A 12,851-nucleotide genomic window follows, 5' to 3' on the forward strand; every position below is an offset into this window, starting at 1 on the left:
GGCCCTTCGCACATCGGCCGACGTCCGCCGGCCGTCCTCTCAGGCGTCGAGAACCTGCCCGGCCCTCTTCACGACCGGAGGCAGGACGGACCACGGGAAGTTGATCCAGTCGTCGGTCCGCTTCCACACGTACTCGCACTTCACGAGGGAGTGGGACTTCTCATAGATCACCGCGGAGCGCACCTCGGCGACCGTTTCGAGGCAGAAGTCGCGGACCAGCTTCAGCGTCTTGCCGGTGTCGGCGACGTCGTCGGTGATCAGCACCTTCTTGTCGCTGAAGTCGATGGCGTTGGGGACGGGCGCGAGCATGACCGGCATGTCGAGGGTCGTCCCCACCCCGGTGTAGAACTCGACGTTCACCAGATGCAGGTTCTTGCAGTCGAGGGCGTAGGCGAGCCCGCCGGCGACGAAGACGCCGCCACGCGCGATGCTGAGCACTATGTCGGGCTCGAACCCGTCGTCGGCGATGGTCTGCGCGAGCTCGCGCACGGCGGCGCCGAACTGCTCGTAGCTCAGGTTCTCCCGCACGGGACTGTCACTGCTCATGACCGGCCTCTCACACCTGCGTCCGATGGAAATTGAGGTAGGAGCGGGAGGCGGTGGGCCCGCGCTGCCCCTGGTAGCGGGAGCCGTAGCGCTCGCTGCCGTAGGAGTGCTCGGCGGGGGAGGAGAGCCGGAACATGCACAGCTGCCCGATCTTCATGCCCGGCCACAGCTTGATGGGGAGGGTCGCGAGGTTGGACAGCTCAAGGGTCACGTGCCCGCTGAACCCGGGGTCGATGAACCCGGCGGTGGAGTGCGTGACCAGCCCGAGCCGCCCCAGCGAGGACTTCCCCTCCAGTCGGGAGGCGAGGTCGTCGGGCAGCGTGATGACCTCGTACGTCGAGGCGAGCACGAACTCACCGGGGTGGAGGATGAAGGGCTCGTCGCCCTCGGGCTCCACGAGCCGGGTGAGGTCGGGCTGCTCGACGGAGGGGTCGATGTGCGGGTACCGGTGGTTCTCGAACACCCGGAAGAAACGGTCCAGCCGGACGTCGATGCTCGACGGCTGCACCATGGATTCGTCGTAGGGATCGATCCGTACTCGCCCGGCGTCGATCTCGGCCCGGATGTCCTTGTCTGAGAGAAGCACGCCCCGAGGATACGCAAGGCGCGCGGACCCACGACAATCGTGACGAGTCCGCGCGCCCGTGCTACTGCTGTCTCTCTTCTTCTCCGCTACTGCTGCTTCTCAAGTGCGACCGGCACGACGCTGCGCAGCCGGGCGCACTTGGGACACCGCACGAGCCGGCCGGGGCCGAGCCGCTCGGCCTGCTGCATCGGGAACGAAGCGGTGCTGAACACGTGCCCTTCGGCACAGCGGACGACGGTTTGTTCCATCAAGTCCCTTAAGTCCCTTCCCCAGGAGCCGCGTCGGGCTTACTGCCGTGACGACGGAAAGCCACATTACGGGATCAAAGGGACGGCTCTCCAGGCGGCACTCCGGCCTACCGGGCCCCTCTCCCACACCTCCACCGTACGCCCCAACTCCGGTCGCCCGCACCCGGATCCCACCCCTCTGCCACCCCCTGAAACGCACACGAACCCCACGGTCCGAGCACCGGGGGTCCGTCATGAGGTACAGTGAGCGAGCGTTCAGACACCGACCCGGTCGGCGTTCTACGCGGGTGTAGTTTAATGGTAGAACATCAGCTTCCCAAGCTGAGAGCGCGAGTTCGATTCTCGTCACCCGCTCCAGAGAGAAACCCCAGGTCGGTGGCCTGGGGTTTGTTGGTTGTCTGGACCAATTTGAGGGTGGCGTGCCCTCTGCGTGCCCCAAGTCGAGCTCAGCGGGGCGCCTCGGGGGCGTTCAGCGGCCACTTTGGGTGACTCGACTCCCATGGGTCCCAAATAGTGAGACGCATTTTGAGTGACCTGCGTCACCACTGAGTATTGCGCCTGCGAAGTCGCTTACGCAAAGACACAGTTCGCGGCAGCTACGTGCACACCACGGCACGCGATGCCTGATCGGAGCCGACGCGACTGTCACGCGTTGGGGGCCTACACCGAGGTCGGCGAGAAAGCCGTGGACTCGGTCCTCGATCTCGTCGCGGCGCCGCGCCCCATGGTGATCACTGCGTCGGACGCCTTGACGGCCTCGACGGTCCGGACTATTGGGGCCTCGGCAGAGATGTCGATGCACGCCTCGTTCATTGCCTCGCCGACAGCGGGGTTGACCGAGTCGGTGGGGCTGAGCCAGGTGAGCGGACCTCCACCGCCCCTCCGGCGAGATGCGCGAGGAAGGCAGCGGCCATCTGGGAGCGGTCGGCGTTGTGGACGCAGACGAAGAGGACTGACGGACAGCCGACGGCGGGGGGCCGCTCATGGTGCTGTCTTCGAAGAGATGCATCCGTCGAGGGGAGCGGCTACCCCAGTGACACAACTGCACACTCCTGCCGCGATCCGGACGACGGTACATGCGGACGCGGTGGCTGACTGACTCAAATCGATGCACCGCCGCCGCACATGGGATGGTCGCGCTCGCGCTTCCTTGCGGCGCTTTGATGAGCGAGACGTGCGATCAAGCGGCGAGTTCACGGAGGTCAGAACGTGCCACTCCCGGTGGGCAGGGGCGGTCAGATCACCCTGAAGAACGGGTCATCCACGCAGTCGATCAACGTCATCCTCCGGTGCCGGACACGGTGTCCGGCACCGGGGTGGTGCCAGAGCTCATCGCACGGTGGTCATCGCCTGCGGCGGGCAGGTGGCAGAGACACCGGGACGACGCCCTCGACGACGGTGTTGCTGATGGTGCCGATGCCCTCGACCGTCATGGTGACGGTGTCGCCGGGGACGAGCGGCGGGGGTTCCAGGACGCCGCCTCGGCCCCAGAGTTCGGCCAGGCAGCCGCCGTTGCCGCAGGTGCCGGAGCCCAGGACGTCGCCGGGGCGGATCCAGGTGCCGCGGGAGGCGTAGGCGGCCATCTCCTCGAACGTCCAAGCCATATTGGCCAGTCGGTCCTGGCCGACCGTCTTCCCGTTGACGGCGACGGTGAGGGCGAGGTCGAGGAAGCCGTCGGCGTCGCGGTGGGGTTCGAGTTCGTCGGCGGTGACGAGCCAGGGGCCGAGGGTGGTGGAGGTGTCCTTGCCCTTGGCCGGGCCGAGTTTGACCCTCATCTCGCGGCCCTGGAGGTCGCGGGCGGACCAATCGCCCAGGATCGTGTAGCCGAGGATGTGGTCATGCGCCTGCTCGGGCGTCAGATCCCGGCCCGCCTTGCCGATGACGGCCGCGACTTCCAGCTCGAAGTCGAAGCGCCCGCAGCCCGGCGGTACCGGCACGTCGTCGTGGGCGCCGATCATCGCGTACGGGTTGGTGAAGTAGAACGCGGGTGCGGCGTACCACTCCTCGGGGACGGTGTCGCCGTATCCCCGTGCGACGCCCGCGACATGGCTCTCGAAGGTCATGTAGTCGCGAACGGTGGGCGGCTGCAGTGGAGGCAGCAGGCGCGCGTCGGCCAGGGGCACGGGCAGGGAGGCGTGCAGGGCGTGTTCTCCCGCACCGCGCAGAGCCTCCTCGCCCTCCACGATCAGGTCCAGGAGGTCGACGGGGTGTTCGAAGGAGTGGAGCTGGTCGTCGGCGACGACTCCCGACTGCCGTTTCCCGTTGTGGACGAAGCTTGCGAACTTCACGTCGCGCTCCTCTCCGCCTCGGCCGGCGCGGTGCCGCTGTGTCGGAAGCCGACGAAGACTGCGGCGATCACAGCGGCGGTCACGCAGGCGGCGGCGGTGAGGATCAGCCCGTTGTTGTAGCCGCTTGCCAGCGCGTGCTCGGTGAGCGGGGCAAGCTTGGCGCTCAGCGGGCCCAGGTCGGCGCTGTGCAGGGCGAGCGGGCCGCCCTCGTGCAGGACGGCGGAGGCGATGCCGTGTTCCTTGGGGGTAAGGCCCGCGTCGGCGAGGCTGCCGGTGAGCTGACGCGCGGCCATGCCGAGGGCGACGGCGCCGACGATGGCCGGGCCGAGGGTCTGACCGAGGTCGCGGACCAGGCTGGTGGTGGCGCTGGCCATGCCGGTCAGGGTGGGCGGTACGACGTTGACGGCAGCCGCGGTGAGGGCGGCGACGACCAGACCGAAACCGGCACCGTTGAGCACCAGTGGCCCGAGCAGGGGCACCAGGCCGCTTTCGTGGATCGGCGCCGCCCGCAGCCACAGTTGCGCGCCGGCCAGCGAGACGAACCCGGTCACGAGCATGGGACCGGGGCCCACGCGGTGCAGCAGCCGGACAAGCAGCGGCCAGATGAGCGGGGTGACGCCCTGGATGACCAGGAAGGGCACCGCGGCCTGGAAGGGACTTTGGTGCTGGATGACGCCGAGGCGGATGCTCAGGTCGTACGCGCCGCCGAGGAAGCCGAACATGCCGATCACCGCCATCGCGGCCGACGCGGCGAAGGCCGGGTTGCGGAACAGCTCCAGGCGCAGCATCGGGGCTGCGCTGCGGCTCTCCACCGTCACGAACGCGACGATGAACACGGCGAAGGCGACGAAAGAGGCGACGACGGGTGCCGAGCTCCAGCCGTCCGAGGGGCCCTGGATGATGCCGTACAGCAGGGCGAGCATGGCCACGGCGATGGCGATCTGGCCAGGCCAGTCGAGTGAGCGGCCCTGGGGGGCGCTGGACTCGGCAGCCAGCAGCCAGGCACCCACCGCGGTGATCACGGCGAGCAGGCCGGTCACGCCGAACGCCCACTGGAAGGAGGCGTGTTCGACGATCCCGCCGGACATCAGCGGGGCGAGGAAGGCGCCGAGCGACAGGGCCGTGGTCCAGGAGGCCAGCCCCTTGGCTCGCGAGGCCGGGGTGGTCGTGATCGCGGTGATCATCGACAGGGATGCGGGGAAGAGCGCGGCGGCTCCGATGCCGGAGATCGCCTGCCCGGTGATCAGCTGGGCTGCCGAGTGGGAGGTGGCGGACACCAGGTAGCCGACGGCGGACAGCAGCGCCGCGCCCACCACCAGTTTCTTACGGCCGAACAGGTCGCCCAAGACGCCGAAGGTCAGCGCGAGGACGGCGGCGGGCACCAGGAAGGCGTCACTGATCCAGGTCAGTTCTCCGCCGGACGTCTGGAGGGTGCGCTGCATGACGCCGTTGATCGCGGCGGGCAGGACCAGCCCGATCTGGGCCAGGCAGACGGCCAGACAGCCGGCGATGATCGTGCCGGTGTGGCGTGCCGTAGCGGCCGGTGCGACATCGGACGGCGGGGCGGCGGGTGGGTCGTAGGCAGGGGTGGAGACCATGTCTCCTCCTTGGAGGGTTGGCGGGACGTACGGCCCGAGAGGGATGGTGGGGAGCTGCGCGTACCGGAGGGGCGGTGCGCCGGTCGGCGGAGGGTGGGGCCTCGTCAGGGCAGGCGGGAAGCGCTCTCAGACGCGGGGGCAGAGCTCGGCCATGCAGCCGAACAGTCCGGGGCCGTCGAGCGGGCGCAGTGAGGGGTCGAGCTCCCGGTAGACGGTGTGCACGTTGACGGCGAGGCGTTCGCTCTCGTCCAGGTCGGCGAAGCGGCCAAGGCGGATGTCGCGGGCCGCGTCCATGGCGGGCATGCCGGCGGTGAAGCGGGCGGTGGCCTGCTCGTGGACGTATTCGAGGTAGTCGCGGATCTCGCGGACGGCCTGTTTGGTGGTGACGGGGCCGTGGCCGGGTACGACGATGTCGGCGTCGAGGCCCAACAGCAGGTCGCAGGCGGCGAGCCAGCGGGCGAAGGGACCGTGCCAGACGACCGGCGCTGCTCCGGCGAAGACGATGTCGCCGGTGTAGACGGTCCGGGCCCGCGGCACGTGGACGATCGTGTCGCCCGCGCTGTGCGCGGGCCCCACGTCGATGAGGCGGACCTCCGTCCCGCCGATGTCGAGGACGGTCTCGCCGTCGAAGACCCGGTTCGGGAGGACGGGTTCGATGTCGGTGTGGTCGAAGCGGTCGAAGATCCGGCGGGCGAAGTGTCCGGCAGGGCTGTCCATGCCGGTCAGCGCCCGCATCTCCGCGGGGCCCACCTGCCGCATGTCCGCCACGGACCCGCGGGCCGCGATGATCTCGGCGTGGGACAGGAGCTGGTTGCCGAACCAGTGGTCGCCGTTGCCGTGGGTGTTGACCACGGTGGAGATCGGTGCCGGGGCGGTCAGTGGCGCCAGCGCGTCGAGCATGGTCTTGGTCAGCCGCAGGTCGTAGAGGGTGTCCACGAGCAGTGACTCGCCCCGGCCGGTGATCAGCCCGGCGTTGCTCATGCCCCATCCGACATCGCCCGCGATCCAGGCGTAACAGCCGTGTCCGAGCTCGATAAAGCCCGCCTGGGATGTCACGGAAGCCACGTTGCCTCCTCGTCAGAGTCCCGCGATCAACAGCGCAAGACTTTTATCCACTGCTGGACTTGGGTCCAGCAGTGGAGAGGAATCTAGATAGATGCCGGGAAGGGGTCAAGAGTCGTACGGCCCTGTGTTGTACTGGGGGCCATGAAGATCCGGGACGCGGCAGCCACCTCAGAGGGTGGCGCGGCCGTGGGGCGCCAGGAGCGCAGGCGTCGGAAGCTGCACGACCAGCTGTATGAGACGGCGGTCGGTCTCTTCGTCGCCCAGGGATACGAGGCGACCACTATGGAGCAGATCGCCGCGGCCGCCGATGTCGCCCGGGCCACCGTCTTCAACCACTTCACGCAGAAGGTCGGCTTCCTCGAGGAATGGGGAGTCCGCCGCCGCGCCCGCGTCGCTGAGATCCTCGGCGCGGAGCACGCCGAGGACCTGCCGGTCGGCGACCGGCTGCGCCGCTACCTGAAGGAGATGGGCGACCTCAACGTTGCCTCCCGCGCGGAGACCACCGTCTTGATGGACGCCTCAGCGCGTTACGGGTACCTCCTGCAGGACCCGTCCCTGGAAATCGAACTCGCCAGGATCGTCGAGCAAGGGCGACAACGCGGGGAGATCAGGGCAGGCGTCGACTGCGACCAGGCCGGCCAACTGCTGGCCGCCTGCTACTTCTCGACGATCCTGCGCTGGATCCGCGAGGAACCGGCCCCGTTCAACCTGCACGAGCGCCTCGCCGGGGCGCTCGACATCATCCTGGCGGGCCTTCTTGCCGACGAGGCACATGCCGGGGAACCCTGACCGTTCCCCTCACCGCCGCCTTGAGGCAGAAGGCCGGTGGGCCCCATCAATCAAGCAAGCCCATGGCTCCTGCGTGATCGTTCCGCGTAGAGAACAGAAACGATCACGCAGCACCCCGGGCGTCTTGCCGGCCCAACACAAATAGTGACGCCCGGTCAGCAGACCGAGCCAGCGCACCGCTCAACTTCGAAGACCCTGTTATGCGGCGTCGAGCGCAGTGGCGCCTCCCGGTCCCGGGCCGACAACGCGCGGCTGGGGCGGCCGGCTCACGGGCACCTGGGTGAGCCGTGAGCGCTGGGGATCGATATGAAGACGGGCGGTGTTGATGAAGTGGAGCCGCGCGGCTTCCATTCGGTCGCGCGCCTCGCCCCAGGACTGTTCATCGGGTGCGACTTGCCGGATGAACTGATCGCTGCAGTCCCAGAACACTTCGTCGACCCGAGCTGCGGCATCGACGACTGCGGGACTGCCGACCAGCCAGATCGTTCCCAAGGCCACGTTCCAAGGCACCCAGTCCACGGGGTCGCCGAGCTTCCAGGCGCGACGTAGAGCGAGTTGGATCCGGGTGGACTCGGCGACGATCGCAGAGCAGGCGGCGATCTGCTTGTCACGTGCCCAATGCGTGCGTTCGCTGCGGCTGGTGAGCAATGAGCCGGCCACCACGCCGATCAAGGCGGCGGCCACCCCGCCCACAGTGGTGATGGTTGTTGCCCAGTCCGGTGACATGCATCTTCCCCCCGACGGCTGGTGTATTGGACGACTCTGCCCGCCAGTCTTGTGCTGGTATGCACACAAGTCTTGGCAAGAGCCGCCTTTCGGCCACCATGCCGGGCCGGCCGAGGATGTCTTGAGGGAAAGCGCCTGCCCGGACAGGGGTACCTCTCCGCCACGGGGTGGTGCCACAAGGCCACCGCAGGCGGGCAAGTTTCGTCCTCGCCGCTGAGCGACGCCGACCGCCTGCCGTGCCGAGGAAACTTCTGGCTCACCCCGGGTACCAACAGTTCCAGCGCTTCCTCCCACTGGAAGCGGTCGGCGCCTCCGCCCGTCTTGGGCTTGTGCGGCTCGTACGAGCCGATCAGGACGTCCATCTCGCGCAGCCGTTGCAGGCTCTGCCGGTAGGCGGCAGCGCGCTCGCGGCGCGACCTTGCAACTGCCCGCGGCTGCCGCGTCAACTGTCACCCTGCTCGATCTCCAGATGGATCGGCCCCCGAAGAACGGGGCTGGGCCGGTACGGCGGGGGGTCCGTGACCAGCCGGGGGTGGTCGAGGCGGCGTACCAGCTCGGTCAGAGCGATCTGGGTTTCCCGCCGGGCCAGCGGCCCGCCGAAGCACGCGTGGATGCCGCTGCCGAAGCCGAGGTGCTGGTTGTCCCGACGATCCGGGTCGAAGCGGTCGGGATCGTGGAAGCGGTCCGGATCGCGGCTGCCCGAGGCCAGCATCAGCATGATCCGCGAGCCCTTGGGGATGACGGTGTCGCCGACGGTGATGTCGCTGTACGCGGCGCGCCAGGGAATGATCTGCACGGGGGGCTCGTAGCGCAGCAGTTCCTCGACCAGCGGCACGACCAGGTCCGGTTCGTCGCGCAGTCGCCGCAGCACCTGTGGGTGGCGCAGCAGCGTCAGCATGCCGTTGGTGATGAGGTTGACGGTGGTCTCGTGGCCGGCGATCAGCAGCAGTTTGGCGGTGGCGACGATTTCGGCGTCGGTCATCCGACCGTCGACGTCGGGGTCGTCGTCGTTGGCCAGCCGGCTCAACAGACCGTCGCCCGGCCGGCCGCGGCGCCGCTGCACCAGCTCACCGAGGCACTGGCGCAAGTCCTTGCGGGCCTGTGCCCCCTTCTCCAGCCTCTCCTTCGGGTCGGTCCTGGGGTCGTAGTCGATCGAGTTCATGATGTCGTTCACCCAGAGGTGGAACCTCGGTCCGTCCTCGCGTGGCACGCCGAGCAGGTGGCAGATCACCGTCACCGGGAGCGGGGAGGCGAAATCGTCGACGACGTCGATCCGCTCCTTGCCCGTGAAACCGTCGATCACGCTGCCGACGGTGGCAGTCAGGTCGCCTTCCAGGCCGGTCACCAGTCCCGGGGTGTGCGGAGGGCCGAAGTGGCGCATGGCCATGCGCCGCAGGCGGTCGTGCTCGGACGGGTCCATATGGATGAACGACAACGGGACCCCTCCCTCCCCGGAGGGCATCGGACGCGACAGATTGCGCACGTCGGAACTCAGATGCGGGTCATTCAGTACGTCCGTGATCTCGCGATAGGTGCTGATGACATAGCTGCCGTCCTCCTGCCTGGCCACCGGTGTCCGGCGCAGCTCCGCATAGAGCGGGTACGGGTCGGCCCGGGAGGAGTAGTCGTATATCCGCTGCAACGTGCCGGGCACCCCGGTCGGGGGCATCCGGCCTTCCTCCCGCCGATGCTGGTGCGCAGCCGTGACGCGGTGCTCACCCGGGTCATAGCCTGTGACGACCGCGGTGGCACCCTGGGCGAGCACGGTGGGGTCGGGGAAGTCGACGCGCACCGGTTTCATGTCGGCCGACCGGTCAGGCGTGGGGCAGGGGGGCGGGAAGGGTGCGGCCGTCTCGATGAGGCGCCGGTAGTGGTTCAGCCACTTGGCGTTGTCGAAGCTCACGGCAGCCGTGACGCGGCCCCGATAGCCGTATGCGGTGACGAAGCGGTGGTCGTGCAGCGATCCGTGGGTGACGACGACCTCGTCGGCGAAGGTCGGTACGCCGACGGACTTGATGTTGACGCCGAACTGGATCGACCAGAACACCGGGATGGACAGGTGGAGCCGGAGGTCCGCCTGGCCGTTGACCATGTTGTGGGCGGCGACCTCGGCCTGCTCCACGGCGTTGGCCCAGTGCTCCAGCGAGATGAGCCGGTACTCGTAGACCGGGTTGGGGCAACGTGCCACGTCGCCCGCGGCGAAGACGTCGTCGGTGACGCGGCCATGGACGTCGAGGGCGCGGCAGCCCGTGTCGCAGGTGATGCCCCACACGCCTGCCGCCAGTCCCGACTCCCGCAGCCACTCGGTGTTGCGGATGCTCCCGAGTGCCACCACCGCCACGTCGGCGTCGATGCTGTTGCCGTCGTCGAAGTGAGCACGGCGAAACCGGCCCTGCGCGTCGCCCTCAAGACGGGTGACCTTGACATCGCACCGCAGGTCGACGCCGTGCGCGCGTTGCAGGTCCGCCGCGACCTCACCGATCACGGCGCCCAGCGCCCCGGCCAGCGGAGCCGCCCCGAGTTCGGCGACGGTCACCGGAATGTCCCGTTCGCGGCAGACGGAGGCGATCTCGGAGCCGGTGAACCCCGCGCCGATCACCAGAACGCGGGAAGGCCCGGCGGCGAGGGCTTGCTGCAGGCTCTCGGCATGCTCGCGTGTACGTACTACGAACACTCCGTCCAGGGTTCCTTCAGACTCGACGAACCAGGGCCGGGCCCGTACCCCGGTGGAGATCAGCACCCGGTCGAAGGGAACCGCCCGTCCATCGGCCAGCCGCACATGGTTCGTCGCGAGGTCCAGCCCGCTGGCGGGCACACCCATCAGCCACTCCGCATCGATCTCACGGCGTCGCGGCAGCATGGTGCCGCCGGCGGGCACCCATCCCGTCAGTACCTGCTTGGACAGGGGAGGCCGGTCGTAGGGCTCGCCCCGCTCGTCACCGATCATCGTCAGCGACCCGGTGAAACCCTCGTCCCGCAGGAACTCCGCCGCCCGCAGTCCCGCCAGCGACGCCCCGACGATCACGATGCGACCCTCGCGCCTGAACGCGCGCAGGGTGTCGGCATTGGTCATGGCGGCGATGCCTCCGCCGTTGCATGCTGCGACTCCAGCCGGTCGACCAGGATCGCCTGGATCAGGCAGGTCGCCGCGGCACGCAGAACCTGGTCGCGTCGAGCGTTCCTGGGATTCGGGTCGTACATGAGCGCTTCCTCACCGTGCATCCGGAACGTCTCCGGAGCCAGGCATCCGTACTGCGCATACCGCTCACGCTGGCAAAGTTCAACGACAACTTTCATCTCGGCCTCCGCGGAGAGCGGAAGTTGCAGACCCTCAAGCCAGCGCTACTCCCGGGCACGATATTGATCGTCGCGGCCAAGGTGATCGGCGCTTACCCAGGGACGTAACCCTGGTCGGGGCTGCATCTAGGTTACGTAAGCGGCACTCTTTCGGATTGCGGTTGCGAGGAAACCATGTAGCGCATTGCGCCGCGTTCTGGCTGTGTGACCTGCCGCAACCGATGCAAGAGCGTGAAGTGGTACGAACGCGACGCTCGATGGGATTGCATCCCGCCACGGGCAGGAACGCGTAATGACCTCATCAAGGTTCGCCCAAGTCGACCTACATTGCTTGTTAGGTAAGGCTTACCTGTCTTAAGTTCTGGGCGCTTCCTGTGCACGTCAGACCGGAGTCCCCATGTCCAGCGGCAACATCGCCCTGCTCGGAGCCATCGCAGGCTTCACCATCTACCTCGGCCTCCCTCTCGGGCGCCTCCGCACACCCACCCCCCGGCTCAAGGCCGGCCTCAACGCCGTCGCCATCGGCATCCTGATCTTCCTCGTCTGGGACGTACTGACCCACGCCTGGGAGCCCATCGACGAGGCGCTGGGCAAGCACGTCTGGGGAACCGTGGCGTCGGGGGGCTCCACCCTGGTGGCGGGTCTGACCATCGGACTCGCCGGGCTGGTTCACTACGACGGCTGGATCGCCCGCCGCCGCGAAGCCGCCGCCCGGCCCGCAGGTCCCGGTGCCGCCGCCTCCGCCGAGCCGGCGCCGAAGCCTCGCAGTCAAGCGGCATCGCTCGCGCTGATGATCGCCACCGGCATCGGCCTGCACAACTTCGCCGAGGGCCTCGCCATCGGCAACTCCGCCGCTCAGGGGGAACTCTCCCTCGCCCTGCTGCTGATCATCGGCTTCGGCCTGCACAACGCCACCGAGGGCTTCGGCATCGTCGCTCCGCTGGCCGCCGAGGGCGAACGCGCGTCCTGGGCCAGCCTGCTGTTGCTCGGTCTGATCGGCGGCGGTCCCACCTTCCTGGGCACCCTCGTCGGCCAGCATCTGGTCAACGACACGCTCTCGATTGCCTTCCTCGGCCTTGCCGCGGGCTCCGTCCTCTACGTCGTCATCGAGCTGCTGGCCGTCGCCCGCAAGACCGGCCTCAAGACGCTCACCACCTGGTGCATCCTCCTCGGCCTCCTGCTCGGCTTCGCCACCGACGCGATCGTCACGGCCGCAGGCGCCTGAGGCGCGAAGTTCGGCCGAGCCCGGTGAACACGGGAGCATCGGCTTGTGCCTTACCGGTGGTGTCTTGCTGGGCGTGGCGGCGCCCCCGCCCGAGTTGCTTCGGGACGTGGAGGTCCGCGTGCAAGGACTGCTGCCAGGGCCGTTGGAGCAGCTTGCGGACGATGTGGGCGTTTCAGCGGAGGAACTCGTGGGCGCCGCGGAGCCTGGTCTCAACCGGCGCTGAGGATGCGGCAGATGTCGCCCTCCGTGCAGGTAGCGGGGTCGGTTGCGGAGGCGGTGCGGGTCAGCTCGTGCAGCATGCCGCGGGCTGCCTCCAGGTCGGCGATCCGCTGCTCGACGTCGGCAAGGTGCCGGTCGAGGAGCTCGGTGACGTGGCCGCAGGGTGGCCGGCCGCCCAGGTACGCGGCGCGTACGGCGGCGGCCTTCGCCACCGTGACGACCGGGCGGCATCCGCCCTTGTTGCCCTCGCTCCTTGTTGGGGGG

At 68.6% G+C, this 12,851-nt stretch carries 12 protein-coding genes, 1 tRNA gene and 3 pseudogenes; 3 read left to right on the top strand and 13 right to left on the bottom strand.

The window, feature by feature from the left end; all coding sequences use genetic code 11:
* Nucleotides 1–39 precede the first annotated feature (39 nt).
* The 3 genes from ACFY6U_RS38170 to ACFY6U_RS38180 form a co-directional block, all read right to left on the bottom strand.
* Complete coding sequence (locus tag ACFY6U_RS38170) at nucleotides 40–546, bottom strand: phosphoribosyltransferase (RefSeq protein ID WP_390045784.1); 507 nt, start codon at nucleotides 544–546, stop codon at nucleotides 40–42.
* A gap of 10 nt (nucleotides 547–556) precedes the next feature.
* On the bottom strand, nucleotides 557–1,132 hold the full coding sequence (gene dcd, locus ACFY6U_RS38175; protein ID WP_046726946.1) for a dCTP deaminase: 576 nt from the start codon (nucleotides 1,130–1,132) through the stop codon (nucleotides 557–559).
* 86 nt (nucleotides 1,133–1,218) lie between these two features.
* Nucleotides 1,219–1,380 (bottom strand): hypothetical protein, encoded by a 162-nt coding sequence (locus ACFY6U_RS38180; protein WP_351494045.1) that lies wholly within the window; start codon nucleotides 1,378–1,380, stop codon nucleotides 1,219–1,221.
* Between the two features lie 283 nt (nucleotides 1,381–1,663).
* Here ACFY6U_RS38180 and ACFY6U_RS38185 point away from each other — a divergent pair.
* Nucleotides 1,664–1,737: transfer RNA gene (locus ACFY6U_RS38185), tRNA-Gly, on the top strand.
* Between the two features lie 357 nt (nucleotides 1,738–2,094).
* Here the strand turns inward: ACFY6U_RS38185 and ACFY6U_RS38190 are convergent.
* The 4 genes and pseudogenes from ACFY6U_RS38190 to ACFY6U_RS38205 form a co-directional block, all read right to left on the bottom strand.
* Nucleotides 2,095–2,294 (bottom strand): annotated as a pseudogene (locus tag ACFY6U_RS38190) (phosphotyrosine protein phosphatase); the annotation flags it as partial.
* A gap of 429 nt (nucleotides 2,295–2,723) precedes the next feature.
* On the bottom strand, nucleotides 2,724–3,668 hold the full coding sequence (locus ACFY6U_RS38195) for a fumarylacetoacetate hydrolase family protein (RefSeq protein ID WP_390045786.1): 945 nt from the start codon (nucleotides 3,666–3,668) through the stop codon (nucleotides 2,724–2,726).
* On the bottom strand, nucleotides 3,665–5,266 hold the full coding sequence (locus ACFY6U_RS38200) for an MFS transporter (protein WP_390045788.1): 1,602 nt from the start codon (nucleotides 5,264–5,266) through the stop codon (nucleotides 3,665–3,667). The genes ACFY6U_RS38195 and ACFY6U_RS38200 overlap by 4 nt, the downstream gene beginning before the upstream one ends.
* A 126-nt stretch (nucleotides 5,267–5,392) precedes the next feature.
* On the bottom strand, nucleotides 5,393–6,331 hold the full coding sequence (locus tag ACFY6U_RS38205) for an MBL fold metallo-hydrolase (RefSeq protein ID WP_390045790.1): 939 nt from the start codon (nucleotides 6,329–6,331) through the stop codon (nucleotides 5,393–5,395).
* Nucleotides 6,332–6,472: 141 nt separating this feature from the next.
* Between ACFY6U_RS38205 and ACFY6U_RS38210 the strand changes: the two genes are divergently transcribed.
* Complete coding sequence (locus tag ACFY6U_RS38210; RefSeq protein WP_390045792.1) at nucleotides 6,473–7,120, top strand: TetR/AcrR family transcriptional regulator; 648 nt, start codon at nucleotides 6,473–6,475, stop codon at nucleotides 7,118–7,120.
* A gap of 198 nt (nucleotides 7,121–7,318) precedes the next feature.
* Here ACFY6U_RS38210 and ACFY6U_RS38215 read toward each other — a convergent pair whose 3' ends face one another.
* The 5 genes and pseudogenes from ACFY6U_RS38215 to ACFY6U_RS38235 all read right to left on the bottom strand — a co-directional run bounded on the left by ACFY6U_RS38215 (nucleotide 7,319) and on the right by ACFY6U_RS38235 (nucleotide 11,143).
* Entirely contained in the window at nucleotides 7,319–7,846 is a 528-nt protein-coding gene (locus tag ACFY6U_RS38215) for a hypothetical protein (protein WP_390045794.1), read from the bottom strand.
* Nucleotides 7,847–8,094: 248 nt separating this feature from the next.
* Nucleotides 8,095–8,241: pseudogene (locus ACFY6U_RS38220) on the bottom strand (flavoprotein); the annotation flags it as partial.
* A gap of 47 nt (nucleotides 8,242–8,288) precedes the next feature.
* Nucleotides 8,289–9,515, bottom strand: coding sequence for a cytochrome P450 (locus ACFY6U_RS38225; protein ID WP_390045942.1), 1,227 nt, complete (start codon nucleotides 9,513–9,515; stop codon nucleotides 8,289–8,291).
* 33 nt (nucleotides 9,516–9,548) lie between these two features.
* Nucleotides 9,549–10,919 (bottom strand): annotated as a pseudogene (locus ACFY6U_RS38230) (NAD(P)/FAD-dependent oxidoreductase); the annotation flags it as partial.
* A complete protein-coding gene (locus ACFY6U_RS38235) occupies nucleotides 10,916–11,143 on the bottom strand; it encodes a ferredoxin (RefSeq protein ID WP_390045795.1) in 228 nt (75 codons plus the stop codon). The pseudogene ACFY6U_RS38230 and the gene ACFY6U_RS38235, both read right to left, overlap by 4 nt.
* Nucleotides 11,144–11,540: 397 nt before the next feature.
* Between ACFY6U_RS38235 and ACFY6U_RS38240 the strand changes: the two genes are divergently transcribed.
* Nucleotides 11,541–12,368 carry a ZIP family metal transporter gene (locus ACFY6U_RS38240; protein ID WP_390045797.1) on the top strand — a complete coding sequence of 276 codons (828 nt, stop codon included), beginning with the start codon at nucleotides 11,541–11,543 and terminating at the stop codon, nucleotides 12,366–12,368.
* 209 nt (nucleotides 12,369–12,577) lie between these two features.
* Here ACFY6U_RS38240 and ACFY6U_RS38245 read toward each other — a convergent pair whose 3' ends face one another.
* The gene (locus tag ACFY6U_RS38245; RefSeq protein ID WP_390045799.1) at nucleotides 12,578–12,799 is read right to left on the bottom strand and encodes a MerR family DNA-binding protein; all 222 of its coding nucleotides are present in this window, start codon (nucleotides 12,797–12,799) and stop codon (nucleotides 12,578–12,580) included.
* Nucleotides 12,800–12,851: the final 52 nt, after the last annotated feature.

This window comes from Streptomyces sp. NPDC013157 (assembly GCF_042899865.1).
Lineage (GTDB): Bacteria > Actinomycetota > Actinomycetes > Streptomycetales > Streptomycetaceae > Streptomyces.

Coding starts and splice junctions, on each gene's coding strand:
- ACFY6U_RS38240 (WP_390045797.1), top strand. CDS start 11,541: ATGTCCAGCGGCAACATCGCCCTGCTCGGAGCCATCGCAGGCTTCACC.
- ACFY6U_RS38225 (WP_390045942.1), bottom strand. CDS start 9,515: ATGCCCCCGACCGGGGTGCCCGGCACGTTGCAGCGGATATACGACTAC.
- ACFY6U_RS38170 (WP_390045784.1), bottom strand. CDS start 546: ATGAGCAGTGACAGTCCCGTGCGGGAGAACCTGAGCTACGAGCAGTTC.
- ACFY6U_RS38210 (WP_390045792.1), top strand. CDS start 6,473: ATGAAGATCCGGGACGCGGCAGCCACCTCAGAGGGTGGCGCGGCCGTG.
- ACFY6U_RS38180 (WP_351494045.1), bottom strand. CDS start 1,380: ATGGAACAAACCGTCGTCCGCTGTGCCGAAGGGCACGTGTTCAGCACC.
- ACFY6U_RS38215 (WP_390045794.1), bottom strand. CDS start 7,846: ATGTCACCGGACTGGGCAACAACCATCACCACTGTGGGCGGGGTGGCC.
- ACFY6U_RS38200 (WP_390045788.1), bottom strand. CDS start 5,266: ATGGTCTCCACCCCTGCCTACGACCCACCCGCCGCCCCGCCGTCCGAT.
- ACFY6U_RS38235 (WP_390045795.1), bottom strand. CDS start 11,143: ATGAAAGTTGTCGTTGAACTTTGCCAGCGTGAGCGGTATGCGCAGTAC.